This window comes from Streptomyces sp. NPDC045021 (assembly GCF_056432645.1).
In genome coordinates, this window is sequence record NZ_JBWKIQ010000005.1 from 339,555 (window position 1) to 365,727 (window position 26,173).

Sequence of the window (26,173 nt, forward strand, 5' to 3'; positions counted from 1 at the left end):
CGGTTACCAGCCGCGGTTGGCGTAGCGCTCGGACTCGGGGAGGGTGTCGCAGTTGATGCCGACCATGGCCTCGCCCAGACCGCGCGAGACGTCCGCGATCACCTTGGGGTCGTCGTAGAAGGTGGTGGCCTTCACGATGGCGGCGGCGCGCTGCGCCGGGTCGCCGGACTTGAAGATGCCGGAGCCGACGAAGACACCCTCGGCGCCGAGCTGCATCATCAGGGCGGCGTCCGCCGGGGTGGCCACACCGCCGGCGCTGAAGAGCACGACGGGCAGCTTGCCGAGGCCCGCGACCTCCTTGACCAGCTCGTACGGGGCCTGGAGGTTCTTGGCGGCGACGAACAGCTCGGTCTCGTCCAGGGTCCCGAGGCGGCGGATGTCGGCGCGGATCTGGCGCATGTGGCGCACGGCCTCGACGACGTTGCCGGTGCCGGCCTCGCCCTTGGAGCGGATCATGGCCGCGCCCTCGGCGATACGGCGCAGGGCCTCGCCCAGGTTGGTGGCGCCACAGACGAAGGGGGTGGTGAAGGCCCACTTGTCGCTGTGGTTGACCTCGTCGGCCGGGGTCAGGACCTCGGACTCGTCGATGTAGTCGACACCGAGCGCCTGCAGGACCTGGGCCTCGACGAAGTGCCCGATGCGGGACTTCGCCATGACGGGGATGGAGACCGCGCTGATGATGCCGTCGATCATGTCCGGGTCGGACATACGGGCCACGCCGCCGTCCTTGCGGATGTCGGCGGGCACCCGCTCCAGGGCCATGACCGCGACGGCGCCGGCGTCCTCGGCGATCTTCGCCTGCTCGGCGTTGACGACGTCCATGATCACGCCGCCCTTGAGCTGCTCGGCCATACCGCGCTTGACGCGCGCGGTGCCGGTCTCGGGGTTCTGGGCGGTGGCGGGGGTGGTGGACACGGTATGACCTCACTCGATGACGAATGGTGCGTTGTAGCCATCGTGAACCGGTCCACCTGGCCGGAAAAGGGCCAATCCGGGGTCAGTGGCCTGCCGCGCCGTCCGCTGTGAACGCCGTCGGTGGCTCGTCGTCCATCTCGAAGGCCAGCGGGAAGGGCGCGTGGCCGGCCAGCCGGAACCAGCGCACCACCCGGTGCTTGCGCACCGCCCGCGCCGCGCGGACCGCGTCGTTGTGGAAGCGCCGGGCCATCGGCACCCGGCGTACGGCCTGGGTCAGTTCGCCGACGGTCTCCTCGCCGCCGGGCGCGGCCAGCACCGCCTCGACGGCGGCCGGCTCGGCGAAGACCGCGCGCAGCGCCTGGCTCAGCTCGCTCTCGGCCACCTCGCGGTGCTCGTCCTCGGACTGCCGGGCGGCGTGCGCGGACTGGTACAGCACGATGGACGCCGCCGGGTCCAGCACCCCGGACGTCGCGAGCTCCTGGGCCACGGAGGCACGGCGCAGCAGCTGTGCGTCGAGTGCGGCACGGGCGGCGTCGATACGGGCGTGCAGGCGGTCGAGACGGCCCGCGGTCCAGCTCAGGTACAGGCCGATGGCAACGACAGCCACCGCGACCCAGATGAAGGTGGTCACGGGCGGCAAGGCTACCGTCGCGCCGGGTACTTCAGTCCCGGGCGAGCCCCAGGCGGGCGCGCAGGGTGACGCGTTCGTCGGTGGCGACGGCGGTGGCGCCCTCCGTCACGGTCTCGTAGACGGAGAGGATGTCGGCGCCGACGGTGCTCCAGTCGAAGCGGCGTACGTGCCTGCTGCCCAGTTCCCGCAGTTCCGCGAGGCGTTTGGGGTCACCGAGCAGCCGCACCGCGGCGGCCGCGAGCGCGTCGGCGTCCTCGACCGGGAACAGTTCGCCCGCCACTCCACCGTCCAGGACCTGGCGGAAGGCGTCGAGATCGCTGGCGAGCACCGGGGCGCCCGCCGACATCGCCTCGACGAGGATGATGCCGAAGCTCTCGCCGCCGGTGTTGGGGGCGATGTACAGGTCGACGCTGCGCAGCAGCCGGGCCTTGTCCCGGTCGCTGACCACGCCGAGGAACTCCACCTGGCCGCGCAGGTGTTCCGGCAGGGTCTCGACGGCCTCCTTCTCGTCACCCTTTCCGGCGACCAGCAGCCGGGTGCCCGGGCGTTCGGCGAGGATCTTGGGCAGAGCCCGGATCAGGGCGGGCAGTCCCTTGCGCGGTTCGTCGATGCGGCCGATGAACCCGATCGTTCCGCCCGTCCGGGGACCGTCGCTCCCGTCGGCACTGCGCGCCCCTTCCGACTGCCACTTCGGCTCGGCCTCCGCCGTGGCGAAGAAGTCGACGTCCACGCCGTTGGGGATGACCACCGCGTCGCCGCCGAGGTGCTCGACCAGGGTGCGCCGGGCGTACTCGCTCACCGCGATGCGCGCGCGGATCTTCTCCAGCGCGGGCTGCAGGATCGGGTAGGCGGCGATCATGGCCCGCGAGCGGGGGTTGGACGTGTGGAAGGTCGCGACGATCGGGCCCTGGGCCGCCCAGCAGGCGAGCAGTCCGAGCGACGGCGAGGTCGGTTCGTGGATGTGGATGACGTCGAAGTTGCCGTCGTGCAGCCAGCGACGCACCCGGGCGGCGGACAGGAAGCCGAAGTTGAGCCGGGCCACCGAGCCGTTGTAGGGCACGGGGACGGCGCGGCCCGCGGAGACCACGTACGGCGGGAGCGGTGTCTCGTCGTCGGCGGGCGCGAGCACGGAGACCTCGTGGCCGAGCTTGATCAGGTGCTCCGCGAGGTCGCGGATGTGGAACTGGACGCCTCCGGGGACGTCCCAGGAGTACGGGCAGACGATCCCGATCCTCACGGATTCTCCGTTCCGGAACTGTTCGGGCGCGCTTCGAGATCGGCGAGCCACAGCCGTTGGAGCATGTGCCAGTCCTGGGGGTGCTCGGCGATCCCGGAGGCGTAGGCATCGGCAAGGTCCTGGGTCATGGCCGCGGCCTTCTCGGCCCGTTCCCCGGTCTCGGGGACGTCGATCGGCGGGTGGATCCGGCCGCGCATGATCCTCGAGTCGTCGTACCAGAGGGTGACCGGCAGCAGCAGTGCGCCGGTCTGCTGCGCGAGCATCGCGGGCCCGGCGGGCATCCGCGTGGCCTCGCCGAAGAACTTCACCTCGATGCCCGAGGCGGACAGGTCGCGGTCGGCGACCAGGCAGACCAGGCCGCCCGCGCGCAGTCGGCGGGCGAGGGTGCCGAAGGCGGAGCCGCCGGTGTGCGGCAGCACCTCCATGCCGAGTCCCTCGCGGTAGGCCACGAACCGGTCGTACAGCGTCTCGGGCTTGAGACGTTCCGCGACGGTGGTGAACGGGATGCCGATCTTGGTGGTCACCCAGGCGCCGGCCAGGTCGTAGTTGCCCATGTGCGGCAGCGCCAGGATGACGCCCTTTCCGGCGGCCAGGCCCTCCACCAGGATGTGCTCGTCCTGGATGTCGACATCGGTACGGAACCGCTCCCGGTCCCAGGCGGGCATCCGGAAGGACTCCATCCAGTACCGCAGGTACGAGCGCATCCCGGCCCGGGACAGCTCGCGCAGCCGGGCTTCGTCCGCGTCCGGTACGACGCGGGCGAGGTTGGACTCCAGTCGGAGCACGCCCTTGCCGCGCCGGCGCCAGACCAGGTCGGCGATCCGTCGGCCGAGGGCGTTCGCCACCGGCTCCGGCAGCTTCTTGACCGCGCCCCAGCCCAGGCCGTACAGGCCGTCGGTCAGCCGGTCCTTCACGCGGCGCCGCCCCCGTTCGCGCCGGCGACCGTGTCGGCCGCGTCGGCCTCCGCCGCCTCGCGGCGTACGGTGACGACCCGCTGGATCAGGGTCACCAGACTGCCCGCGGCGACCACCCACAGGGCGATCGGCAGAAGCCACTCGATATAGGGAACGCCGAACTTGTGCAGCCCGGCGAGACCGCACAGGACCAGGGTGATGACGAGCCGCTCGGCGCGCTCGACCAGCCCGTTGACGTTCACCGGCAGCCCGATGGCCTCACCGCGGGCCTTGGTGTAGGACACCACCTGGCCGCTGGCGAGGCAGAAGATCGTCACCGCGCAGAGCACGAGGTTGTCACCACCACCGGCGTACCAGAGGGCGAGCCCGCCGAAGACCGCGGAGTCGGCGACCCGGTCGAGGGTGGAGTCGAGGAAGGCGCCCCAGCGGCTGGAGACCCCGGACTGCCGGGCCATGTTCCCGTCCACCAGGTCCGAGAAGACGAACAGGGTGATGACGACGGTGCCCCAGAAGAACTCGCCCATGGGGTAGAAGACCAGCGCACCCGCCATCACTCCCCCGGTGCCGATGAGGGTCACCGCGTCCGGGGTGACCCCGAGGCGAAGCAGGAATGAGGCGAACGGCGTGAGAACACGCGTGAAGAATGCACGCGCGTACTTGTTCAGCATGGCCTTCCCGGATGGATCGGTGGATGTCGGCTGGCCCGGTCGGCCACTGGATGGCCCATCGTAGCCAGCCCTCGTCCCCCGTATGCGTGAGGCACCCGCCGGTACCCTTGGACGTACGACGTATGGACGCACCGTGACCGCCGTGGGAAGGTCGAAGAACCGCGGGCGTCGCCGGAAACCCTCCCCTCGTACCCCGTCCCGGGGCACCTCCGGTGCGGTCTCCCGTGACGTTGCGCGTTTGTGCCCCTGCAGAGGGCGCGGTCCCCCATGCAGTGACGGACATGGAGGCGAGACCCGTGGGTGGAGCAGCCGACAGGAGAGACGTACATCCAGGAGCCGCCGGAAGGGCACCGGCGGCCGGCCGGCCCGAGAAGGTGCGCAATGTGGTGCTGGTCGGCCACAGCGGAGCGGGAAAGACCACACTCGTCGAGGCCCTGGCGCTGGCAACCGGCGCGGTGAACCGGGCAGGGCGGGTGGAGGACGGCGGATCGATCTCCGATCACGACGAGATCGAGCAGCGGCAGCAGCGGTCGGTGCAGCTGTCACTGGTGCCGGTGCTGTGGGGCGATATCAAGATAAATCTGCTGGACACTCCCGGATACGCCGACTTTGTCGGGGAGTTGAGGGCCGGTCTGCGAGCAGCGGACGCGGCCCTCTTCGTCGTCTCGGCCGCGCAGGACGCCTCGGGCGTGGGCGGGGCGACCCGCCTGGTGTGGGACGAGTGCGCGGCCGTCGGGATGCCGCGGGCGGTGGTGGTGACGCATCTGGAGGCGGCACGGTCCGACTTCGACGAGATGACGGCGCTGTGCGCCAGTGTCCTCGGCGACGACTCACCCGACGCGCTGCTGCCGCTGTACCTGCCGCTGCACGGCGCGCAGGGCCCGGACGGGCACGCCCCCGTCACCGGCCTGATCGGACTGCTCTCGCAGCGGGTCTTCGACTACTCCGCGGGCGAGCGGACCGAGCGCGGCCCGGAGCCCGGGGAGCTGCCGCTGATCGAGGAGGCCCGCAACCGGCTCATCGAGGGGATCATCGCCGAGAGCGAGGACGAGACCCTGATGGACCGCTACCTCGGCGGCGAGGAGCTGGACCTCAAGACCCTCACCGAGGACCTGGAACGGGCGGTCGCCCGCGGCAGGTTCCACCCCGTGCTCGCCGCCGCCCCCGCGGCCGACGGCGCCCGGCAGGGGCTGGGCACCCTGGAGCTGCTGGAACTGATCACCGGCGGCTTCCCGACCCCGCTGGAGCGCGAGGCGCCGCCGGTCAGCACCCTGCAGGGCGCCTCGTGCCCGCCACTGACCTGCGATCCGGAGGGGCCGCTCGCCGCGGAGGTGGTGAAGACCTCCTCCGACCCGTACGTCGGGCGGATCAGCCTGGTGCGGGTCTTCTCCGGGACGTTGCGGCCGGACGAGACGGTCCATGTCTCGGGACACGGCATGGAGGACCGCGGCCACGCGGACCATGACGTGGACGAGCGGGTGGGCGCGCTCTCCTCGCCCTTCGGCAAGCAGCAGCGCGGGGTGGGCAGCTGTGTCGCGGGCGACCTGGCCTGCGTCGCCAAACTGACCCACGCCGAGACCGGCGACACGCTCTCGTCCAAGGACCGGCCGCTGCTCATGGAGCCGTGGGTGATGCCCGACCCGCTGCTCCCGGTGGCCATCCAGGCGCACAGCAAGGCCGACGAGGACAAGCTCTCGCAGGGCCTGGCACGGCTGGTCGCCGAGGATCCGACGATGCGGCTGGAGCAGAACCCGGACACCCGCCAGGTGGTGCTGTGGTGCCTGGGCGAGGCGCATGTCGATGTCGCGCTGGAGCGGCTGCGCAGCCGCTACGGGGTCCAGGTGGGCGCCGTGCCGCACCGGGTGCCGCTGCGCGAGACGTTCGGCGAGCAGGCCACCGCGCGCGGCCGGCACGTCAAACAGTCCGGCGGGCACGGCCAGTTCGCGATCTGTGAGATCCAGGTCGATCCGCTGCCGGCCGGCTCCGGCATCGAGTTCGTCGACAAGGTCATCGGCGGGGCGGTACCACGGCAGTTCATCCCGTCGGTGGAGAAGGGTGTCCGCGCGCAGGCCGCCCGGGGCGTAGCCCTCGGCCACCCGGTGGTGGACATCCGGATCACCCTCACCGACGGCAAGGCGCACTCGGTGGACTCCTCCGACGCCGCGTTCCAGACCGCGGGCGCGCTCGCCATGCGGGAGGCGGCCGCCGGGGCCAGGATCGACCTGCTGGAACCGGTCGCCGAGGTCGGGGTGCTGGTCTCCGACGACTACGTCGGCTCGGTGATGAGCGATCTGTCCGGACGGCGTGGCCGGGTCCTGGGCACCGAACCGGCCGGACCGGGACGCACCCTGGTACGCGCCGAGGTGCCGGAGATCGAGATCGGCCGGTACGCCGTCGACCTGCGCTCGTTGTCGCACGGCACCGGCCGTTTCAGCCGCGCCTACGCCCGCCACGAGCCGATGCCCCCGCCGCTCGCGGCCAAGCTCAGGGAAGAGGCGGACAGCGCCAAGTAGAGCCGCTGGAAGGCCAGTAGGCGGTCCGTGCGCCCCCGCACGGACCGCCGCGCCGATACTGTGGTCATTGCTCCAAAAGTGTGACGGCCCCGCTCGCGGGGAATGGGCCGGTGGAGCCGTTGTGCCCGCGGGGTCGTGTGGGGGAATGAGGGGGCGGTAGTGGCAGACGGCAAGGGGTTCGACTTCAGCCCCGGGGCGCAGGTCCCGCTGATCGGTACGGAGGGCGGCACCGCCGCGACCCAGGCCCTGTCGTCCGCGGCCTACCGGGACTCCCCGGTCGAGGACCTCAGGAAGGCCAACGAGGACGCCGTCTTCACGCCGCCCAGACTCTCGCTCTTCGAGCCCAACCTCGGTGAGGCGTTCGCCCGTTCCGTCCAGGTGCGGATGCTCGGTCCCGCGCGCGGGGAGCTCGTCCAGTCCTTCGGCGCCGAGCCCCAGTCCGTCGTCGAGCACTGCCTCGCCGCGAACCGCATCCGCCAGGAGCGCGACAACCGGCTGACCGTCGTCATGGCCGTCTTCGGGCTGCTCTTCCTGCCCGGGGTGCTGATCTGGCTCGGCGCGTTCCAGCTGCGCAGGTCGCTGGCGAAGGCGCAGGACTCGAAGGCCGGCCCGCTGGGCGCGGTGATCCTGCTGGTCGTCGTCGCGTTCGCCGCCCTGCTCGTCATCAGGCCGCCGCTGACCGGCTTCTGGCGCCAGTATCTGCGCGTCATGATGCTCGTCCCGGTGCTGGGCTGGTTCTGGGCCAAGCGCATCTGCGAGCAGACCGCGAAGGACCTGCGCGAGCGCTGGTCCGGCCTGGTCTCCGGCACCGGCGTCGGCGCCAAGATCCCCGAGGCCGTGCCGCGCAACCCGAACCAGACCCGGGCCGAGACGATGCGCCAGAGTCTGGCCAAGCTCTCCGCCGAGCAGAACAGCAACGTGGTCTTCTACGCCGGCCCCCGGGGCATACTCGGCATGGGCACCCGCTGGGGCAGCTGGCAGATGGCCGAGGAGCTGGTGCCGCGCGAAGGACTCGCCGAGATCCACCCCTTCCGCAGCTGGGACGTCATCCGCGCCATCCACGACAAACTGCGGATGCTGGAGCGCGGCCCGCTGCACACCGGCGGCTTCCCCAAGGCGTCGATACGGCACTGGGTCGTCGCCCCCACCGGGGAGAACGCCAAGGCCATCTCCCGGCCCACCGGCGCCGAGGTCGAGGCGTTCACCGTCAAGGACTTCGAGATCCAGCGGATCTGCAACAACCAGCAGTTCGGCAAGGGCAACCGGCACTACCTGGGCATCCAGTTCGTCCTGTGGGACGGCCAGTTGGTGATAACGCTGATGGTCACCGTGACCGTGCTGGCGCAGACCCTGCGGGTCGAGGTGACGGGCCACGCGCTCGGCCCCGTGCACCCCATCTTCACCGCGCCGCCCGCGCCCAACTCCAAGATCGTCTCCCATCCGGTCAAGTTCTGGGAGACCCACACGGTGCAGCTGCCGCTGATCCACCCCGGCGAGGTGGTCCGGCTGGCGGCCCGCGCGCCGCTCACCCGGTTCCCCAGCGTGCTGGACCACCTCGGCGGCTCGCTCGCGCTGCCCGAGCCGTTCGGCCTCCGGCACACGTGGGCGGACAAGCCGTGGAAGCACCGCTTCATGGCCGACGACGCGCTGCGCGCCGCGACCCCGGTACTGCGGGCGGTGCACGCGGCGGCGATCCACGTCATGAAGGAGAACGGCGTGGACACCTCGCACTTCACCAGCCGCTCGCTGATGCTGAGCGGCCTGGTCCAGGGCGCGGAACCACGCAAGGCCGACGTGTACGACGCGTGAGCCCTTCCGGCGGATCGGAGGGCCTGGCGCGTGCGCGTCGTGGGTCCGGGGGCCGGTTCCTGAACCCCTATTCCCGCGGCCAGACGTCAGCGAGCATCTTGCGCGTGTCCGCCAGCAGTTGCGGCAGCACCCGGGTGTGGCCGATGACCGGCATGAAGTTGGTGTCGCCGCCCCAGCGCGGCACCACGTGCTGGTGCAGGTGCGCGGCGATCCCCGCGCCCGCCGCCCCGCCCTGGTTCATGCCGATGTTGAAGCCGTGCGCCCCGGACGCGATCCGCAGCGCCGTCATCGCGCGCTTGGTCAGCTCGGCCAGCTCCGCGGTCTCCGCCAGATCCAGCTCGGTGTAGTCCGCGACGTGCCGGTACGGGACCACCATCAGGTGGCCGCCGTTGTACGGGTAGAGGTTGAGCACCGCGTAGACGTGCTCGCCGCGCGCGACGATCAGGCCGTCCTCGTCGGATTTGGCCGGGATCGAGCAGAACGGACATCCGTCGCCGGCCTCCGGGCCGGTCGGCTTGTTCTCACCCTGGATGTACGCCATACGGTGCGGGGTCCACAGGCGCTGGAACGCGTCCTGCGTACCCACTCCGATCTGCTGCTCCGGCTCACTCGTCATGCCGATCAGCATAGGACTTCCGGTCCCTGCCCCGTGTCGCAGGGGCGGTTCCCGCGGCAACGCGCAGGCCCCCGGGATGCGAGTCGCTCGCACCCCGGGGGCCCACGGTCGTGCGTCGTCCGTCAGACCTGGACGCGGTCCTCGACGGCCTTGGCGATCTCGGCGACCGCCTCGTCGAGCGGCACGCCGTTCTTCTGCGAGCCGTCGCGGTAGCGGAACGAGACCGCGCCGGCCTCCATGTCCTCGTCACCCGCGATGATCATGAAGGGCACCTTGGCCTTCTGGGCATTGCGGATCTTCTTCTGCATCCGGTCCGAGGACGCGTCCACGTCGACCCGCAGCCCCTTGGCCTTCGCCTTGGCGGCGAACTCCTGCAGGTACGGGACGTGCGCGTCACCGATCGGGATGCAGGTCGCCTGTACCGGCGCCAGCCAGGCCGGGAAGGCGCCCGCGTAGTGCTCCAGGAGCACCGCGAAGAACCGCTCGATCGAACCGAAGAGCGCACGGTGGATCATCACCGGACGCTGCTTGGAGCCGTCACCCGAGGTGTACTCCAGGTTGAAGCGCTCCGGCAGGTTGAAGTCGACCTGGATGGTCGACATCTGCCAGGTCCGGCCGATGGCGTCACGCGCCTGGACGGAGATCTTCGGGCCGTAGAAGGCGGCGCCGCCCGGGTCCATGACCAGTTCCAGACCCTGCTTCTCGGCGGCCTTGCGCAGCGTCTCGGTGGCCTCGTCCCAGTTCTCGTCCGACCCGATGAACTTCTCCGGGTCCTTGGTCGAGAGCTCCAGGTAGAAGTCCTCCAGGCCGTAGTCGCGCAGCAGGTTCAGCACGAAGGTGAGGGTCGAGTCGAGCTCGTCCGCCATCTGCTCCTTGGTGCAGTAGATGTGCGCGTCGTCCTGGGTGAAGCCGCGGGCCCGGGTCAGGCCGTGCACCACACCGGACTTCTCGTACCGGTACACGGTGCCGAACTCGAAGAGCCGCAGGGGCAGTTCGCGGTAGGACCGGCCCCGGGCGTCGAAGATCAGGTTGTGCATCGGGCAGTTCATGGGCTTGAGGTAGTAGTCCGTGCCCTCGTCGAGCTGCATGGGCGGGTACATGCCGTCCGCGTACCAATCAAGGTGCCCGCTCTTCTCGAAGAGCGCGCCCTTGGTGGCGTGCGGGGTGTAGACGAACTCGTACCCCTCCTGCTCGTGCCGCTTGCGCGAGTAGTCCTCCATGACCCGGCGGATGACACCGCCGCGCGGGTGGAAGACCGCCAGGCCCGAGCCGATCTCCTCGGGGATCGAGAAGAGGTCCAACTCGGAGCCGAGCTTGCGGTGGTCGCGCTTCTCGGCCTCGGCGAGGAACTCCAGGTACGCCTTCAGCTCGTCCTTCGACGGCCACGCGGTGCCGTAGATGCGCTGCAGCTGCTTGTTCTTCTCGCTGCCGCGCCAGTACGCGGCGGCGCTGCGCATCAGCTTGAAGGCGGGGATGAGCCGGGTGCTGGGCAGGTGCGGACCCCGGCACAGGTCCTTCCAGCACAGCTCGCCGGTCCGGCTGTCGATGTTGTCGTAGATGGTCAGCTCGCCCGCGCCGACCTCGACGTTCGCGCCGTCGTCGGAGGAGGCGGAGCCCTTGAGGCCGATCAGCTCCAGCTTGTACGGCTCGGCCGCCAGCTCCTCGCGGGCGTCGTCGTCGGTCACCACGCGGCGCGAGAAGCGCTGCCCGCGCTTCTGGATCTCCTGCATCTTCTTCTCGATGCTCTTGAGATCCTCCGGGGTGAAGGGGGTCTCGACGTCGAAGTCGTAGTAGAAGCCGTCCTTGATGGGCGGGCCGATGCCGAGCTTCGCCGACGGGAACAGCTCCTGCACGGCCTGGGCCATGACATGCGCGGCGGAGTGCCGCAGGATGTTCAGCCCGTCCTCGCTGGCCAGGGCGACGGCTTCGACCTCGTCGCCGTCGGCGACCGGGTACGCCAGGTCCTTCAGCGCGCCGGCGACGCGCGCAGCGACGATGCTGCGGTCGCCGTCGAAGAGCTCTCCGGCGGTCGTCCCGGTCGTGACCACCCGCTCTTCCCGCTCAACGGAATCGCGAATGATGATCACACGGACGTCTGACACCGGTTCTCTCCCATGACTCAATACCGCAGGGCGGCGGATGCCGCACGGGTGAATCGTACCGAGCCCGGCGGGTGCGCCGCGAAGTGATGGGGGACGGTGAGCGACCGGCAGGCCGTTCTCCGGTCAGGAGTCTCCGCCGCAGGCGTCCTCGAAGGTGTCGACGCCGCCGTGCAGCGACTTCAGCAGCCGGTCCCGCTCGGCCTCGTCCACCTGGACCGGGGTGACGCCGACGGCCTCGGTGAGCCGGCGGAAACCGCCCCGGCTCTCCAGCCGCCCGCTGACCCGGATCGGCAGCCCGACCAGGTGGGCGTGGGCGGCGATGCGGTACGCCTCCTCGTCCAGCCGGACGCGGACCTGGCGGACGTCGGCGCCGGCGAGGACGCGGAGCCGGACCGAGCCGCCGCCGGACGGGGTGGGCCGGCGCAGCCGCACGACGGTGCCCGTCAGCCGGACCGGGACCGACGGCTCGCGCCGCAGATAGCGGGCGCTCGCCGCTTCCAGGGCGGGCAGGTCGCCAGGCGAGAACTCCACCGGCTCGGGGCGGCCGGCGAAGCCGCCGGGCGGGCCGGCCACCGGCGACCAGGCGAGCGCCACCTCCATGCCCTCGGTGCCGCGCACCAGACGGACCAGCGCCTCGGCCAGCTCGTGGCAGACGCCGAGGTCGACCGCGGCGTCGAACGCCTCCATCCCGCCGGTGGCGCGCTGGAAGTCCACGGCGTCCCGGGCCGCCTGCAGTGCGCGCAGCAGCGTCGAGGTCGCCGGCCGGCCGTCGGGGACGGGGGCGTACGCGGTCAGCAGATGGCCGCCGGTCACCGGCCCGACCAGGACCTGTTCCAGGAACCCGGCGGCATGCGGCCCGTGCCGTTCGCCGAAGTAACCGGCGGTCTGCCGGGCCGCGCGCGCGGCGGCCATCAGCATCGCCCGGGCGCCGGCCCGCAACTGTTCTGCCGTGGTCCACGGCACCGCGTCGCCTATGCGCGGCACATCGCGCCGCCAGCGGATCTCGTCACCGGGGACGGTGAGGGCGAGCAGCACCTCGCGGGCGGACGGCGCGGCGGAGCGGGCGAGCGCGATGAGGGCCTCGCCGAGCAGGTCGGTGTGGTCCGCGTACCCCGGGTCCGCGCTCCGGCCGCGGCGCGGGCGGCCCTCGGGGACGAGCAGGCTGGTGCCGGTGCCGTTCCCCGTCGCCGGTCCGGTGTCCGCCCCCGCGTCCTGCAGGCGGACGGCGCTGCCGGGCGGGGTCCAGCGGCTGTAGCGGCCGGGGGCGCCGCCGCGCCGCTCCCAGCCGTGCCGGACGAGCAGCGCGGTCAGTACCGCCGGGTCGACCCGCTCGGGGTCGGGCAGTACCGGCTCCTCGGTGTTGGTGGGCCGGTGCATCACGGTCTTCCTCCCGCCCCGACCCGCGCCATGATCTGGCACAGCGCGCGGTCGTCGAAGATCCGCGCGGTCGGTATCCGCACTGTGGTCTTGCGCTTGCCCGTCACGGCGACGCCGGCCAGGTTCGTCCAGTAGCAGCAGTGCCGCAGTTCCAGCCGGTCGTGCCCGGCTTCCAGCCACTCGTCCTGGGTGCGCGGCACGAGCATCACCACCAGGATCTTGTGCACCGACGCCGGGGTCCTGGCGAGTTTCACCAGGTGCTCGTTCTCCAGCGTGAAGCCGAAGGTCGGCCCCGCCGGATGCGGGGCGACCTGGTAGGTGCACTTGAGCTGCACCTTTATCGTCACCTCGTCGTCGACGGCGTGCGCGCGCGAACTGTGGCTGAGATGCCAGTCGATGCCGTTGTCCGGGAAGGGTTGGGCGAGCGAGCAGCCGGCCGCCGCCGCGACCGCGTGCAAATACCCCACCTGCAGGGTCTCCATGCAACTGGTGGTGGCGAGCCCTCCCCGGAGCGGTGCCGCCCGCTCGGCCGTCGGCTCGCCCGGGGCGGGCTGCGTGAGCGCCATCGCTCTTCCGTGCCTTCCGAGCCGTGCGTTGTCAGTGCGTATCCGTCTCCTGTGTCATCTCCACCAGCGGAGGGTCGCAAACAGTTGCGGTTCAGTGACCACGAGTTACGGGTACATACCGCTCAGAGGCGGCAGATCTGACCGCCCGTCAACCTCCCCGACATCCTTGGGAGTACCCCATGCCTCGCTGGTACGACGGACCTCTGGCCTCCTTCGACACCGAGACCACCGGCGTGGACGTGGAGCACGACCGCATAGTCTCCGGGGCCCTCGTGGAGCAGGAGGCTCCCGGGGCCGAACCCCAAGTCATGCGCTGGCTGGTGGACCCGGGCGTGCCCGTTCCGGAGGGCGCGCGGGCCATACACGGGCTCAGCGACGCCTTCCTGCGGCAGCACGGCCGCCGGCCGGGTCCGGTGGTGGAGGAGATGGCGCTGGCGCTCGCCGGCCGGGCGGCCCGGTCCGTCCCGCTGGTGGTGATGAACGCGCCGTTCGACCTCACGCTGCTGGACCGGGAGTTGAAACGGCACCGCGGCACGTCGCTGAACGGCCGGCTGGACGGGGCGACGCTGTGCGTCGTGGACCCCCGGGTGCTCGACAAGGCGCTGGACCGCTACCGCAAGGGCCGGCGCACCCTCACCGATCTGTGCGCGCACTACGGCGTCGAACTGGCGGACGCCCACGACGCCGCGGCGGACGCGGCGGCTTCCCTCGACCTCGCCCGGGCGATAGGCCGCCGCTTCGCGGAGCGGCTCGCCGAGCTCGGCCCCGCCGAGCTGCACGACCGGCAGGCGGTCTGGCACGCGGGCCAAGCCCGTGGTCTGCAGGCCTACTTCGCCAAGAACGGTTCGTCGGAACGGTGCGACCCGTCCTGGCCGCTGCGCCCCGCTCCGATGATCCCGGCGCAGCGCGCCCGGCCCCCGGCCGCCTGAGCAGCACGCCCGCCGCAACCGGCAGGCCCGGCACGCACGAAACCGGCCGGTCCATCAGGACCGGCCGGTCTCACTGCTGTGGGCGATACTGGGATCGAACCAGTGACCCCTTCGGTGTGAACGAAGTGCTCTCCCGCTGAGCTAATCGCCCGGGACGTCCCGAACAATACAGGGCGCGGGGCCGTCGGTTCAAACGCCATTGCCGGCCGGGCCGGCCGCGAGCAGGTCCCGCAGCCCCTGCCGCCCCTGGCGCATCATCAACGCGTGGTTGGCCTTGAAGAACGGCCGGCAGGGCACCGCGAGGCGGCGCATCAGGGGCTTGCGTACGACCACGTCCTCCTCGAAGAGCAGCTGTGTGCCGGTGCCGTCGGTCCCCACCGTCCAGCGGACCCAGCCCTCCAGGTCACCGGTCATGGCCACCTCCAACACCCCGGCGGCGTCGTCGTGGCGCGTCTCGTGCGCGTGCACCACCAGGTCGTAGGGGAGCACCGAGCGGAACGTGAGGGTGCCGGTGGTCTCGCCGGTGCGCCGCACCTCGCGCACCTGCCGCCACCACAGGGGGTATTCGTCGGGGCGCTCCAGAACGGCGTAGACGGCGTCGGGCCGGGCGCCGAGTCGCCAGGCGCTGCGGAAGCTGTAGCGGCTCCAGTCCATGGAGCCAGTGTGGGTACTCAGGTGCGTTCTGAGTACCGCACCGGATGACGGATCTCGTGGTCCACGCCACACTCCATCGGCATGGAGCCCATGCCGCCACCCGCCCAATGCCCCGCCTGCGGTGCCTTTTCGCACCCGGCGGCGCCCGTCTGCCCGCGCTGCGCGCTGCCGCTCACCGGGGAGATCGCCGCGGAACTGCGGGCGATCGGGATCGCGATCGCCGGGGTGGACGCCGAACGCGGCCGTCTCCTGGGCCGCCGGGCCCAGTTGCTCGCCGCGGCGCGCCCGGTGGCCTACCCACCACCGCCGCCCGGCTGGGGCCCGCGCCCCGGGCCGGCCGGGCGACCGGCCCGCGAGACGTCCCCGCCGAGCGCGCAGAATCTGCTGCTCTCCCTCGGCGGCGTCCTGCTCGCCGTCGCGGTGACCGCCTTCACAGTCGTCAGCTGGGGACAGCTCGGTATAGGCGGCCGGTCCGTGGTCCTCGGCGCGCTGACCCTCACCGCGCTCGCCGTACCCGCGCTCCTGCTGCGCCGCGCGCTGTCGGCAACCGCCGAGGTGATCGCCTGCCTGGGGCTCGTCCTGCTGCTGCTCGACGCGTACGCCGTGCGCCGGGTGACGTCCCTCGGCGAGGTCGACGCGCTGGTGTACACGGCGGGGTGCCTCGCCGTCGTGAGCGTGCTCTGGGCGGGGTACGGGCTGCTGCTGCGCGGCCGGCTCGTGCTGCCCGCACCCGTCGCGCTGGTCCTCGCCCAACTGCCGTTGCCGCTGTGGGCGGGGGCGCACGGTTCCGTCCGCGGTTTCGCCGCCGCCATGATCGTGGCCGCCGCGTCGGACGCCGCCCTGGCCGTGACGGCACCGGACCGCCGGCTGCCGCGCGGCCTGCGGACGACCGGCGCCGTCGCCGGCACGGTGACGGGCGTGCTGGGTCTGGCCACCGCGCTCCGGCTGTCGTGGGACGCCGGAACGACCGGCTCCGCGGCCCAGGCCTGCGGCTTCCTGTTGGCAGGTGGTGCGGTGGCCCTCGCGGCCGCCCACCGCCTCCCGGCGGTGACCCCGGCCCTGCCGGCTCCCGCTCCCGGCGCCCCCGTCCGCAGCGCCCCCAACACCCCGCACCCCGCCGCTGTGCTGCTCGCCGCGCTGGCCGGTCTGGTCACGGTCGCCGGGACCGGTGGGGTCGTGCGGATGTGGGTCGCGGACGGCTGGGTCGTTCCCGGCTTCCTGGGCTGCGCGGTGGCCCTGCTGGCGGCGGCCGTCGCGCTGCGCGGCGGGTCGCGCCGCGTGACGGCCGACGGGGTCGCGGCGGGAGCCGCGGCGGCGCAGCTGCTGGCGGCGCTGTGGGCGGTGCCCGCGCTGGCGGTGAGCTGCTTCGGGCCGCTGGGCTGGGCGGGCTCGATCTGGTCCGGCGCCCCGGACGGCGCCCGCGACGCCCTGACACCCCACGGCTTGCGGGTCGCTCCGCCGTCCATGGTGGCGGTGGCCGGGCTGCTCGCCCTCGTCCTCGCGGCGACCGCGCTGCGGCGCCCCGCATGGCGGGCGGCGGGCCCCGCGGCCGTGGTGTGCGGCGCGGTGGCCGGCGCGGCGCTGCCCGCCGCCGTCGGCGCGACGTACCCGGTGGCGCTCTCCCTGCGGCTCGCGCTCGCGGTGGCGCTGCTCGCGGCGGCCGCGGCCGTACGCGTCCCGCCGCTGTCGCGTACCGCGCTCGTCGCCGGCGCCGCCACGTCGGTGACCGCGGTGGCCTGGGCCCTGACCGGCCGGCCCGCCACGTTCGCCGCGCTGGGCGTGCTGCTGGCGGCGTTCGCGGGGACCGCTGCGGTGCGCGGTGACGCCGTGCGACGGACGGTGGGCGCCGTCGGCACGGCGGCGTGCGCGACCGGGCTGGCCTGGGCCGGCCCGTCGGCCGCGGGCCGCCCGTCGTACGTGGCGGCCTTCCTGGTCCTGGCGGTCGGCGCCACCGCCGTGCTGTCCGCGGCGCGTGCCGGGCGGTCCCGGCAGGCCCTGGAGTCGGCGGGGTGGATCGCGGCGGCGCTGGCCGTCGTGCTGGCCGCCACGGACGCTCCGGCGCTCTCCCTGGTCCTCGCGGCCGCCGGGCTGCTGGCGGGCGCTCTGGCCCTGCGCCAGGACCGCCGGCGGGCCGTGTACGCGGCCGGCGCCCTGACGGCGGCGGCGAGCTGGGTGCGACTGGCCGCCTCCGACATCACGACGCCGGAGGCGTACACGCTGTCGCTGTCGGCCGCGGGGCTGCTCATCGGTTGGCTGCGCCGCCGCCGTGACCCGGCGGCGTCGTCCTGGTCCGCGTACGGCCCGGGGCTGGCCGTGACCCTGCTGCCCAGCCTGGCGGCCGCCTGGGGTGATCCGCACTGGCAGCGTCCGCTGCTGCTGGGCGCGGGCGCGCTCGCGGTGACGCTGCTGGGTGCGCGGCACCGGCTGCGGGCTCCGCTGCTGCTGGGCGGCGCCGTCCTGGCGCTCGACGCGCTGCACGAGCTGGCCCCGTACGTCGTCCAGGTCGTGGGCGCGGCGCCGCGCTGGCTGCCGCTCGCGGTCGCGGGTCTGCTGCTGCTGGCGATCGGCACGACGTACGAGCGCCGGCTGCGCGACGTCCGCCGGGTGCGGGAGGTCCTCGGCCGGATGCGCTGAGTGCGCGCTCCCGGGGCCCGGGAGGTCCGGAAACGCCGAGGGCCCGGAAGCTTTTCGGCTTCCGGGCCCTCGGTCGGGGTGGGCGATACTGGGTTCGAACCAGTGACCCCTTCGGTGTGAACGAAGTGCTCTCCCACTGAGCTAATCGCCCCTGTGCGGGGACAACATTACCGCACCTCAGACGGTGCCCAGGACCACCCGGGGGTCAGCCGATCCGCCACGGCATCTCGAATCCGAACCGCCAGAGGTAGTACCCGAGCAGGGCGCCGATGATCACCAGGCCGACGGCCGTCAGGATGATGTTGCGCCGCCGCACCTTGGGGTCGAGCGCGCGCTGCGCCGCCTCGGTCACCTTGCGCTTCGTCCAGCGCAGCACGAGCTGCGCCCAGACGAACTCGGTGGCCCAGATCGCCATCCCCGCGAAGATCACCAACCAGCCGGGACCGGGCAGCGGCAGCATCACCACGCCGGCCGCCACCACGGCCAGCCCGACGATGAACACGCCCACCTGCCAGCTGAGGTGCAGCCCCCGGGACTTCCTGATGAATTCAGGAGCCTTGGAACCGAGACCCCGATCCATGGCCACGTCCTCCTGAATCTCGTCACTCTCCGCAGTCATGGCGTCAAACCTACCCGACGGGCGGAGATCACCGGAATGGCCTTCGACACCGTAAAAGTACTGGGCCGGACGAGGTACCAGAAGCCTCACAAACCAGTCAGAGGGGTTTACAACGTCCCCGCAGGTGGCATGTCGATTTCGCCGACGTGCGAATCCCCGAGCGCACACTGAGCGAAAGGCCCTGGCGCTTATGAACACCACGGTCAGCTGCGAGCTGCACCTGCGCCTCGTTGTGTCGAGCGAATCCTCACTGCCTGTACCCGCAGGCCTGCGGTACGACACGGCCGATCCCTATGCCGTGCACGCCACATTCCACACTGGTGCCGAAGAGACGGTCGAATGGGTGTTCGCCCGCGATCTGCTCGCCGAGGGCCTGCACCGGCCTACCGGCACCGGAGACGTCCGGGTCTGGCCGTCCCGCAGTCATGGCCAGGGCGTCGTGTGCATCGCCCTCAGCTCCCCAGAGGGGGAGGCGCTGCTCGAAGCCCCGGCGCGGGCACTGGAGTCGTTCCTCAAGCGGACCGACGCCGCCGTGCCCCCGGGCACCGAGCATCGTCACTTCGATCTGGACACCGAGCTCTCCCACATCCTCGCGGAGAGCTGACCCCACCCCACCAGCCGTCCGACGCCGTCCTACTCGGGGGCATGGCTCGGACCCGACAGCCGTACGAAGCCAGGCACACGCTTCACAGAGCCACCGCCGTGGACCACGACACCCACGGCGGTGGCTCTCGCGCGCTAGAGTCGCCGGAACGCAGCCGCCCGACCCCCACCGGCCAGGGAGCGATTCCGTGTTGATCAACCATGACACCAGGTACGCACTCGACTGTGTGGTGGACCTGATCAACACCTCCCCGGAGAGCGAGGGCCGGGAGGGTCTGCACGATGTCGCGGCGCTGCGCGCGTTCGTCGAGGAACACCACGTGAGCGAGGTGGGACGGCTCGGCGAGCACGACCTCGCCACCGTCCGCCGGGTGCGCGAGCGGTTCGCGCAGGTCTTCTGCGCCCCCAACGCCCAGGCCGCGGCCACCCTGCTCAACGCCATGGTCGCCGAGGCCGGGACCACGCCGCGGCTGACCGACCATGACGGCCACGACTGGCACGTGCACTACTTCGCCCCGGGCGCGTCGCTCTCCGACCACCTGGCCGCCGACGGCGGCATGGCGCTGACGTTCCTGGTCGTCGCCGGTGAGTGCGAGCGGCTGCGGCGCTGCGACGCCCCGGACTGCCGCCGGGCCTTCGTCGACCTGTCGCGCAACCGTTCGCGGCGCTACTGCGACAGCCGCACCTGCGGAAACCGCCTGCATGTCGCCGCGTACCGGGCCCGGCAGCGCGAGGCCAGCCGGTAGGACGGGCCCTGGGCGCGGCTCACAGCATGACCATGTCGTAGAGCGCCCCGAACCCGATGAGCCCCGCGATCACGCAGAGGAAGAGCATCAGCGGCGGCTGGGAGAGCGCGAACAGGCACCCGCGGGGCTCGTCGGCGGCCACCCTCGGCCGCGGGATGTCCGGGATGTCTCCGGGGGCCGGCCTCTCGGCCTCAGGTGTCGGCCGTGGGCACGGGGGTGACCCCCCGGAAGATCGCAGCACACCGCGATGATGACGCAGCACCCCATGCCGCCGCGCCCAACACGCGAACTCTCAGGGGTGGTTCTGCGGGCCGAAAGCCGTGCGGCAGGTCAGATGCCGCGGCGCTTGAGGATCTCCTCGATGTCGGAGAAGTCGGACAGCCCGCCGTCGGTCGCGGCCTTGGAGGACTTGGCCGCCGGCTTGCGGCCGGCGGGCAGCGAGGGCGTGGAGGCGCCGGGGGCCACCGCCGGAGCACCCGCGGCCGCCGCGGCGGCCTTGCGCTCACGGCGGCTGCCGACGTCGCGGCCGGCGGCGAAGCGCGTCGCGGTGTAGAGCACCACGGACACCGCGAGCACGCCGAAGCCCAGCCACACCGACGGCTTGAAGACGAGGTCCGCGGCCCAGCTCCCGGTGGCCGTGCCGACCTTGCGGCCCAGCGTCACCAGGCCCGTCATGTACAGCCCCACGGGCAGCAGGGCGAAGGCGGCGGTGCGGACGGCCGCGAGGTAGCGCCGGCGGTACGCGGTCAGCATCGCGATCGCCAGGCCCGCCGCGGACAGTGCGACGCATACGGTCACGGTCAGCATCCAGTGCTCCTGATCCTGTACTCCTGCGGCTGTATCGGGATGTTCCTGTATCCATCGTGCACCCGTCGCGAAGCCGGAGGCCATGTCCTGGGACCCGTCTCAGGGTGATCTCGGGGGAGGGCTCCTCCCCAGGTGCGAGACTGGGCCGCATGAACGACGTCACTCCCCCGGCCACCGCCCGCGCCGTCCTCGAGGTCTGGTGCGAGCTGCAGTGCCCGGACTGCCGCACCGCCCTCGACGACGTACGGGCCCTGCGCGCCCGCTACGGCGACGCGCTCGACATCCAGCTGCGGCACTTCCCGCTGGAGAAGCACCAGCACGCCCTCGCGGCCGCCCAGGCGGCCGAGGAGGCCTGGGCGCAGGGGCAGGGCTGGCCGTACACCGAGGCGGTGCTGGCGCGCACCGAGGAGCTCGGCAAGCGCGGCGAGGAGGTTCTCGTCGAGGTGGCCAGGGAACTGGGGCTGGACGAGGAGGAAGTGGACACCGCGCTGATCGACGGCCGGCACATGCTGATCGTCGACGCCGACCAGGCCGAGGGCCGGGCGATCGGCGTCACGGGCACGCCCACGTATGTGATCGACGGGCAGCGGCTCGACGGCGGCAAGAGCCAGGACGGGCTGCGCGCGCGGATCGAGGAGATCGCGGACCGGCTGCTGGCCGGCTGACGATCAGGCCCCGTTGGGGCAGATCGGGGCCGGCGCCCGGCCCGCGCTAGTGCTCTGGCCGGAAAGGTTTGCCTGGTTCGCGGCGGCCGGCGCGGTGCATCGCAAGGCGGAGGATCGTCCTCGTACCGGGCGTACTCGGACGACTCCGACAACGCAGCGAGGTGCCGTGCCGGGCGTCGCGAACCGGTGAACCTTTCCGGCCAGAGCACTAGATGAGCCGCTTGAACAGATGGCGGCTCGTGGTCGCGTACCCCATCGACTCGTACAGCCGCAGCGCGGGAGTGTTGCCGCCGAAGACGTTCAGGCCCAGAGTGCCGACCCCGGCGCCCAGGCACTCCCGCTCCGCGACGAGCATCAGGGTGCGGCCGTGCCCCTGGCCGCGGTGCTCCTCGTCCACCTCGACGGAGAAGACCCACGCCGGGATCCCGGGGTCGGCCGCGTCCCGCAGCCGTAGCCACAGGGTGCCGACGTCCCGCCCCTCGTGGACCAGGATCAGCAGCAGGGTGCCCGCCGTGCGGGGGCCGTCCGGCAGGGCCGCGCTGTGGTCGGCCTCGGCCCTGGCGGAGGCCTGCGCGAAAGGGACGCCCCGGGTCACGAAGCTGTCCACGTAGTCGATCATCATGCGTTCGTTCCAGGCGGGGAACTCCGCGTCGATCATCGGCCGGACGGTGCTTCCCGCGGGCAGTTCCGGTACGGGACCGGAGAGCCGCTTGGTCATGGCGCGGTTGCGCTCGGTGTAGCCGAGGCTGTCCGCGAGCCGCTGCGCGAGGACGGCTTCGGCCGGAATGTCCACCTGCACCTCGTCGCAGCCCCAGCCGCGGAGCACCTCCTCGGCGGCGAGCGCGGCGACGGTGGCTCGACCGCGCCGCCGGTCCGCCTCGTGGATCTCCAGGCCGGTGATCCGGCCGGTCGTGACGCCGAACCGCGGCCCGGCGGAGAGCTCGATGCCGCCGACCGGCCTGCTGTTGACGCATACCGTGTAGCGGCGCGAACGCGCGCCCGCCACTCCGTGCCGCTCCGGCTGGTCGGGTCGCAGGGTGGTTGTCATGGCGTCACTCCCCCGTGTGGACTGGGGCCAGTTCTACCCCGTCCTTCGCGCCACGTCACGGATTCGCGTCGGCTCCGGCACGTTCGGCGAAGACCCGCATCGCCTTGGCGGTGACCGGGCCCGGCGCTCCCGGCACTTCCCGCCCGTCGACCAGCGGTACGGCCTGGACGTCGCGGAGGGTGGACGTCAGGAAGATCTCCTCCGCCTCGTCGAGTGCCTCCAGCGGCAGGTCCGCCTCCTGCGCGCCGCTCCACTCGGCGACCAGCTCGCGGGTGATGCCCGCGAGGCAGCCGGAGGAGAGCGGCGGGGTGAGCAGTTGCCCGCCGAGCACGACGAAGATGTTGGAGCCGGTGCCCTCGCAGAGCCGCCCGACGGTGTTGCCGAAGATCGCCTCGGAGGCGCCGTGGGAGTGGGCGCGGGCGAGCGCGACGACGTTCTCGCCGTACGAGGTGGTCTTCAGGCCGGTGAGCGCACCCCGCTCGTTACGGGTCCACGGCACCGTGACCACAGCGGTGGTGTCCGGCCGGACGGAGGCCTCACCGAGGGCGATGATCAGGGTCGCTCCCGCGTCGCCGCGGTCGGAGCCGAGCGGGGAGAGCCCGCCGGTGTACGTGATCCGGAGCCGGCCGAGCGGCACGGGGTTGGCCGCCAGGACCGCCTCGCAGCCCCTGCGCACCTCGTCGAGGTCCGGGTCGGGGAGCCCGAGACCGCGTGCGGACCGGGTCAGCCGGTCCAGGTGGCGGGTGGTCGCGAAGGCCGTGCCCTCGACGGCCTTGAGCGTCTCGAAGACGCCGTCGCCCACGGTGAGCCCGTGGTCGAGCACCGACACCGTGGCGTCGTCGGCGTTCCGCAGCGTGCCATCGACCCAGATCCTCAATGTGTGATCCCTTCGTCTCCCAGGTGTGCCCCCGACGCTACCGCCAGCAGCCGGGACGCCTTCAGCTCGGTCTCGTCCCACTCGCGCTCGGGGTCGGAGCCCCAGGTGATGCCTGCCCCGGTACCGAAGCGCAGCAGCGGCTCAGGTCCGGTGCGGTCGAGCCAGAACGTCCTGATCCCCACGGCCAGTTCACCGGTTCCGCGGTCGGCGTCCACCCAGCCGATGCCCCCGCAGTAGGGGCCGCGCGGGGCGGTCTCCAGCTCCTCGATGATCCGCAGCGCACTGGACTTGGGCGCTCCGGTGACCGAGCCGGGCGGGAAGGTCGCGGCGAACAGCCCGGCCCAGCCGGCGTCCTCGCGCAGCTCCCCGCGCACGGTGGAGACGAGGTGGACCAGGCCGGGGTGCTTCTCGATCGCGCACAGCTCGGGGACGGTGACCGAGCCGGTCGCGCAGACCCGCCCCAGGTCGTTGCGGACCAGGTCCACGATCATCACGTTCTCGGCGTGGTCCTTGGGCAGCAGATCCGCCTCCGTACGGCCGGTGCCCTTGATCGGGCCGGATTCGACGAAGGAGCGGTCCCGGCGAAGAAAGAGCTCGGGGGACGCGGTGGCGATCTCCACACCGTGGGCGGGGAGCCGGATGGTGCCCGCGTACGGGGCCGGGTTGCCGTGGGCGAGCACCGAGCCGAGCGCGTCCACGTCGCACCGGGCGGGATCGGGCAGCGGCGCGGACAGCACCCGGCAGAGGTTGGCCTGGTAGACGTCGCCGGCCGCGATGTACTCGCGTATGCGGCGCACACCCGCGATGTAGGCATCCCGGTCGAGCGAGGAGGTCCATGCTCCAGTGGCCGGTCCGCGCCAGCCGTCCGGCGCCGCCGGCGGCGCGCTCCGTACGTCCGCGAAGCGCGCGCAGACCGCCCGTCCCTCGAAGTCCGCGGACACCGCCCAGAAGCCCGAAGAGTCCAGCGCGGCGAGGTCGCTGGTGACATCTCGCAGGTCGGAGGCGACGAGGCCGCCGAAGCGGGCCATGGGGACGAGGTCTCGCACAGTGCTTCCCGGGTCGGTCCGAAGGGGTGTGGCCGAGTCTAGAGCGGCGCCCGTCGTGGCGCCCCGCTGGTCATTCGCTGGTCAGCAGCCCGGCACGCTGCGGAAACCGGTTTTTGAGCTGGACGTGGAATCCGCTAGAGTTCAACACGTCGCCGGGACGCGGAAGCGCCCCGGAGCTACGACACCTGCGGACGTGGCTCAGTGGTAGAGCATCACCTTGCCAAGGTGAGGGTCGCGAGTTCGAATCTCGTCGTCCGCTCGGCGTGGGGGATTTCCCGTCCCCCGCGATGTTGGTGGAGTGGCCGAGAGGCGAGGCAACGGCCTGCAAAGCCGTCTACACGGGTTCAAATCCCGTCTCCACCTCACGCGCGATTAGCTCAGCGGGAGAGCGCTTCCCTGACACGGAAGAGGTCACTGGTTCAATCCCAGTATCGCGCACGCAGCACAGCAGCACTTGTATCGCAGTAGATGTAGGGTCCCGCGCGATTAGCTCAGCGGGAGAGCGCTTCCCTGACACGGAAGAGGTCACTGGTTCAATCCCAGTATCGCGCACGCAGCACAGCAGCACTTGCATGGCAGTAGACGTAGGGTCCCGCGCGATTAGCTCAGCGGGAGAGCGCTTCCCTGACACGGAAGAGGTCACTGGTTCAATCCCAGTATCGCGCACACGTCATGACCGAGGGCCGGAGCGATCATCGCTCCGGCCCTCGGTCGTTCGCGTCTGCGCGGATCAGGAACTGAAGAGCATGTGCCCGAAGCTGCGGTGCTTCTGGTGGTGGCCGTGGTGACCGCCGTGGCCGCCGTGCTGCGGGGCGCCCCAGGCGGGACCCGCGGGGTACGCCTGCGGCGCGGGGTAGGCCTGCTGGGCCGGGTAGGCCTGCTGCGGCGGCGCGGCCGGCTGGTTCCACTGGCCTTCGACACGGGTGAGTGCCTCCAGCTCGCCGTAGTCCAGGAAGATCCCCCGGCAGTTGCCGCATTGCTCGATCTGGACACCGTTGCGATTGAACGTGTGCATCGGGCCCTGGCACTTGGGACAGTGCATCTCCGGCTCAACTCCTCATTTGCGGTGATTCACCACCGGAACGCCGGTCCGGTGGAGCTGGGTTCACGATACGTGGGTGATCCGGGCGCAGGCAGCGGTCAGGTCCTGCTCGACTTCGTCCAGCGGGCGGTCCTCGCGGGCGGCCCGCACCACCGCCAGCGCGGCCGACTGGACGGTCAACGCCCGGGCCGGCACGTCCAGATACGGCCAGGGGTCGCCGTCGGGGGGCACCGCCCGGCCGTCCGCGTCCCGGTAGGCGCCCAGGAAGCGCGTCCAGGCGTCCGGTTCGAGCAGGCCGGTCGCGAACCACATGGCGGGGCGGGCCAGGTCCCAGGCGGGATCGCCGACCCCCATGTCGTCGACGTCGATGAGCTGCCACGGACCGCCGGCGGCGGGATGGCGGACGAGCTGGCCGAGGTGCAGGTCCCCGTGGCACAGGGTGTCGTCACGCGGCTGCGGGGCCTCGGCGCGGGCCCAACCGGGCAGGCACTCCCAGGCCCGCAGCACGGTGTCCACGGCGGGCGACCGCGCGCCGGCCAGCATCCGGGCGACAGCGCGGGCGGCCTTGGCGGGGCCGCGCATGGGCGGCAGTGGGTGCGGAAGTACGTGCGGGGGCACGGCGTGCAGCCGGGCGAGGAGGACGGCGGCGTCCTCCCAGGGCGCGGTGCCGGGCTCCTCGCGGTCCACCGGTTCGCCCAGCGGCCAGGCGGTGACCGGGCGGCCGTGCAGCAGCGAGTCGGTCCTGGGCGCGGGCAGTGACAGCGGGGCGAGGAGGATGCCGCGCAGCAGCGGGTGGGCGGCGACCGCGAGGCGGACCGCGAGGGCCTCCCGGTCGGTGTCGCCGGCGTGGGCCTTGGCGACGAGCGCACCACTGCGGACGACGGTGCCGTCGGGCCGGTGGGCGAGTACCGAGGTCTCGGGCACGCCGGATATCCGGGCCGCGAGCGCGGCGAGCTCCGCCGTCAGCTCCTCCCCCACCACTGTCATACGTTCAGTCAAGCACCCTCGCGGGCCCTGACGTGCGCGATGCCCGGGTACCACCGCTGGTACCCGGGCATCACGGCCGTCCGTCGCACCCCCGTCCCCACGGGGTTTCGTACCGGTTCCCCAGCCCGGACCGCTCTTCCGGGAATGGGGCCGATGCAACGGGGCGCT

Annotated in this window: 25 protein-coding genes and 7 tRNA genes; 12 read left to right on the forward strand and 20 right to left on the reverse strand. The window is 72.2% G+C overall.

The genetic code is table 11. The features are described from left to right. Positions 1 to 3 precede the first annotated feature (3 nt). The 5 genes from pdxS to pgsA all read right to left on the reverse strand — a co-directional run bounded on the left by pdxS (position 4) and on the right by pgsA (position 4,365). The gene (gene pdxS, locus AC07DC_RS18295; RefSeq protein ID WP_478915440.1) at positions 4 to 915 is read right to left on the reverse strand and encodes a pyridoxal 5'-phosphate synthase lyase subunit PdxS; all 912 of its coding nucleotides are present in this window, start codon (positions 913 to 915) and stop codon (positions 4 to 6) included. An 82-nt stretch (positions 916 to 997) separates the two neighbouring features. Further along, complete coding sequence (locus tag AC07DC_RS18300) at positions 998 to 1,555, reverse strand: LemA family protein (RefSeq protein ID WP_478915441.1); 558 nt, start codon at positions 1,553 to 1,555, stop codon at positions 998 to 1,000. A gap of 22 nt (positions 1,556 to 1,577) precedes the next feature. Then, on the reverse strand, positions 1,578 to 2,783 hold the full coding sequence (locus AC07DC_RS18305) for a glycosyltransferase family 4 protein (RefSeq protein ID WP_478915442.1): 1,206 nt from the start codon (positions 2,781 to 2,783) through the stop codon (positions 1,578 to 1,580). Further along, entirely contained in the window at positions 2,780 to 3,697 is a 918-nt protein-coding gene (locus AC07DC_RS18310) for a phosphatidylinositol mannoside acyltransferase (protein WP_478915443.1), read from the reverse strand. Before AC07DC_RS18310 ends, AC07DC_RS18305 begins: the two co-directional genes overlap by 4 nt. Continuing rightward, the gene (pgsA, locus tag AC07DC_RS18315) at positions 3,694 to 4,365 is read right to left on the reverse strand and encodes a phosphatidylinositol phosphate synthase (RefSeq protein WP_478915444.1); all 672 of its coding nucleotides are present in this window, start codon (positions 4,363 to 4,365) and stop codon (positions 3,694 to 3,696) included. The genes AC07DC_RS18310 and pgsA overlap by 4 nt, the downstream gene beginning before the upstream one ends. 281 nt (positions 4,366 to 4,646) lie before the next feature. Here pgsA and AC07DC_RS18320 point away from each other — a divergent pair, with 281 nt between their 5' ends. Continuing rightward, complete coding sequence (locus AC07DC_RS18320) at positions 4,647 to 6,878, forward strand: elongation factor G-like protein EF-G2 (protein WP_478915445.1); 2,232 nt, start codon at positions 4,647 to 4,649, stop codon at positions 6,876 to 6,878. A gap of 159 nt (positions 6,879 to 7,037) precedes the next feature. After that, the gene (locus AC07DC_RS18325; protein ID WP_478915446.1) at positions 7,038 to 8,687 is read left to right on the forward strand and encodes a hypothetical protein; all 1,650 of its coding nucleotides are present in this window, start codon (positions 7,038 to 7,040) and stop codon (positions 8,685 to 8,687) included. 67 nt (positions 8,688 to 8,754) lie between these two features. Here AC07DC_RS18325 and AC07DC_RS18330 read toward each other — a convergent pair whose 3' ends face one another. The 4 genes from AC07DC_RS18330 to AC07DC_RS18345 form a co-directional block, all read right to left on the reverse strand. Further along, positions 8,755 to 9,315, reverse strand: a complete 561-nt coding sequence (locus AC07DC_RS18330; RefSeq protein ID WP_478915447.1) for an HIT family protein — start codon at positions 9,313 to 9,315, stop codon at positions 8,755 to 8,757. Between the two features lie 110 nt (positions 9,316 to 9,425). Then, a complete protein-coding gene (thrS, locus tag AC07DC_RS18335) occupies positions 9,426 to 11,405 on the reverse strand; it encodes a threonine--tRNA ligase (protein ID WP_478915448.1) in 1,980 nt (659 codons plus the stop codon). 123 nt (positions 11,406 to 11,528) lie between these two features. Further along, entirely contained in the window at positions 11,529 to 12,782 is a 1,254-nt protein-coding gene (locus tag AC07DC_RS18340; protein WP_478915449.1) for a hypothetical protein, read from the reverse strand. After that, positions 12,782 to 13,348: a DUF4365 domain-containing protein gene (locus AC07DC_RS18345; RefSeq protein ID WP_478915450.1), complete on the reverse strand. Its 567-nt coding sequence runs from the start codon at positions 13,346 to 13,348 to the stop codon at positions 12,782 to 12,784. Before AC07DC_RS18345 ends, AC07DC_RS18340 begins: the two co-directional genes overlap by 1 nt. Before the next feature lie 179 nt (positions 13,349 to 13,527). Here AC07DC_RS18345 and AC07DC_RS18350 point away from each other — a divergent pair, with 179 nt between their 5' ends. Then, entirely contained in the window at positions 13,528 to 14,277 is a 750-nt protein-coding gene (locus AC07DC_RS18350) for an exonuclease domain-containing protein (protein ID WP_478915451.1), read from the forward strand. Between the two features lie 79 nt (positions 14,278 to 14,356). On the opposite strand, the gene AC07DC_RS18355 is transcribed toward AC07DC_RS18350, so the two are convergent. Both AC07DC_RS18355 and AC07DC_RS18360 read right to left on the reverse strand, forming a co-directional pair. After that, positions 14,357 to 14,428 (reverse strand) — tRNA-Val (locus AC07DC_RS18355). A gap of 38 nt (positions 14,429 to 14,466) precedes the next feature. Next, a complete protein-coding gene (locus AC07DC_RS18360) occupies positions 14,467 to 14,931 on the reverse strand; it encodes an SRPBCC family protein (protein WP_478915452.1) in 465 nt (154 codons plus the stop codon). Between the two features lie 81 nt (positions 14,932 to 15,012). On the opposite strand from AC07DC_RS18360, the gene AC07DC_RS18365 reads away from it, so the two are divergent. Next, positions 15,013 to 17,565: an SCO7613 C-terminal domain-containing membrane protein gene (locus AC07DC_RS18365; protein ID WP_478915453.1), complete on the forward strand. Its 2,553-nt coding sequence runs from the start codon at positions 15,013 to 15,015 to the stop codon at positions 17,563 to 17,565. Between the two features lie 79 nt (positions 17,566 to 17,644). On the opposite strand, the gene AC07DC_RS18370 is transcribed toward AC07DC_RS18365, so the two are convergent. Further along, a tRNA-Val gene (locus AC07DC_RS18370) sits at positions 17,645 to 17,716 on the reverse strand. A gap of 54 nt (positions 17,717 to 17,770) precedes the next feature. After that, a complete protein-coding gene (locus tag AC07DC_RS18375) occupies positions 17,771 to 18,184 on the reverse strand; it encodes a TIGR02611 family protein (RefSeq protein ID WP_478915454.1) in 414 nt (137 codons plus the stop codon). 190 nt (positions 18,185 to 18,374) lie between these two features. Between AC07DC_RS18375 and AC07DC_RS18380 the strand changes: the two genes are divergently transcribed. After that, a complete protein-coding gene (locus AC07DC_RS18380) occupies positions 18,375 to 18,788 on the forward strand; it encodes an SsgA family sporulation/cell division regulator (protein ID WP_003959770.1) in 414 nt (137 codons plus the stop codon). 187 nt (positions 18,789 to 18,975) lie between these two features. Next, positions 18,976 to 19,533: a CGNR zinc finger domain-containing protein gene (locus AC07DC_RS18385; protein ID WP_478915455.1), complete on the forward strand. Its 558-nt coding sequence runs from the start codon at positions 18,976 to 18,978 to the stop codon at positions 19,531 to 19,533. Positions 19,534 to 19,552: 19 nt separating this feature from the next. Here the strand turns inward: AC07DC_RS18385 and AC07DC_RS18390 are convergent, their stop codons facing one another. Together AC07DC_RS18390 and AC07DC_RS18395 are read right to left on the reverse strand one after the other, a co-directional pair. Next, positions 19,553 to 19,675 carry a hypothetical protein gene (locus tag AC07DC_RS18390; protein WP_478915456.1) on the reverse strand — a complete coding sequence of 41 codons (123 nt, stop codon included), beginning with the start codon at positions 19,673 to 19,675 and terminating at the stop codon, positions 19,553 to 19,555. Between the two features lie 188 nt (positions 19,676 to 19,863). Next, on the reverse strand, positions 19,864 to 20,340 hold the full coding sequence (locus AC07DC_RS18395) for a hypothetical protein (RefSeq protein WP_478915457.1): 477 nt from the start codon (positions 20,338 to 20,340) through the stop codon (positions 19,864 to 19,866). A 149-nt stretch (positions 20,341 to 20,489) separates the two neighbouring features. Here AC07DC_RS18395 and AC07DC_RS18400 point away from each other — a divergent pair, with 149 nt between their 5' ends. Continuing rightward, the gene (locus tag AC07DC_RS18400) at positions 20,490 to 21,005 is read left to right on the forward strand and encodes a DsbA family protein (protein ID WP_478915458.1); all 516 of its coding nucleotides are present in this window, start codon (positions 20,490 to 20,492) and stop codon (positions 21,003 to 21,005) included. A 208-nt stretch (positions 21,006 to 21,213) separates the two neighbouring features. Here AC07DC_RS18400 and AC07DC_RS18405 read toward each other — a convergent pair whose 3' ends face one another. From AC07DC_RS18405 to AC07DC_RS18415, 3 genes are read right to left on the reverse strand one after another with little or no spacing between them, the layout of a single operon-like run. Further along, positions 21,214 to 22,053, reverse strand: coding sequence for a GNAT family N-acetyltransferase (locus AC07DC_RS18405; RefSeq protein ID WP_478915459.1), 840 nt, complete (start codon positions 22,051 to 22,053; stop codon positions 21,214 to 21,216). A 55-nt stretch (positions 22,054 to 22,108) separates the two neighbouring features. Continuing rightward, on the reverse strand, positions 22,109 to 22,930 hold the full coding sequence (locus tag AC07DC_RS18410) for an aminotransferase class IV (RefSeq protein WP_478915460.1): 822 nt from the start codon (positions 22,928 to 22,930) through the stop codon (positions 22,109 to 22,111). Continuing rightward, positions 22,927 to 23,958, reverse strand: coding sequence for a chorismate-binding protein (locus AC07DC_RS18415; protein ID WP_478915606.1), 1,032 nt, complete (start codon positions 23,956 to 23,958; stop codon positions 22,927 to 22,929). The genes AC07DC_RS18410 and AC07DC_RS18415 overlap by 4 nt, the downstream gene beginning before the upstream one ends. A 205-nt stretch (positions 23,959 to 24,163) precedes the next feature. Here AC07DC_RS18415 and AC07DC_RS18420 point away from each other — a divergent pair. The 5 genes from AC07DC_RS18420 (at position 24,164) to AC07DC_RS18440 (ending at position 24,642) form a co-directional block, all read left to right on the forward strand. Continuing rightward, positions 24,164 to 24,235: transfer RNA gene (locus tag AC07DC_RS18420), tRNA-Gly, on the forward strand. 33 nt (positions 24,236 to 24,268) lie between these two features. Beyond that, a tRNA-Cys gene (locus AC07DC_RS18425) sits at positions 24,269 to 24,339 on the forward strand. Positions 24,340 to 24,342: 3 nt separating this feature from the next. Next, positions 24,343 to 24,414, forward strand: a tRNA-Val gene (locus AC07DC_RS18430). Between the two features lie 42 nt (positions 24,415 to 24,456). Then, positions 24,457 to 24,528 (forward strand) — tRNA-Val (locus tag AC07DC_RS18435). Between the two features lie 42 nt (positions 24,529 to 24,570). Next, a tRNA-Val gene (locus tag AC07DC_RS18440) sits at positions 24,571 to 24,642 on the forward strand. Between the two features lie 64 nt (positions 24,643 to 24,706). On the opposite strand, the gene AC07DC_RS18445 is transcribed toward AC07DC_RS18440, so the two are convergent. Together AC07DC_RS18445 and AC07DC_RS18450 are read right to left on the reverse strand one after the other, a co-directional pair. Next, positions 24,707 to 25,018 (reverse strand): TFIIB-type zinc ribbon-containing protein, encoded by a 312-nt coding sequence (locus AC07DC_RS18445; protein WP_478915461.1) that lies wholly within the window; start codon positions 25,016 to 25,018, stop codon positions 24,707 to 24,709. 63 nt (positions 25,019 to 25,081) lie between these two features. After that, on the reverse strand, positions 25,082 to 26,005 hold the full coding sequence (locus AC07DC_RS18450; protein WP_478915462.1) for a phosphotransferase family protein: 924 nt from the start codon (positions 26,003 to 26,005) through the stop codon (positions 25,082 to 25,084). Positions 26,006 to 26,173 lie beyond the last annotated feature (168 nt).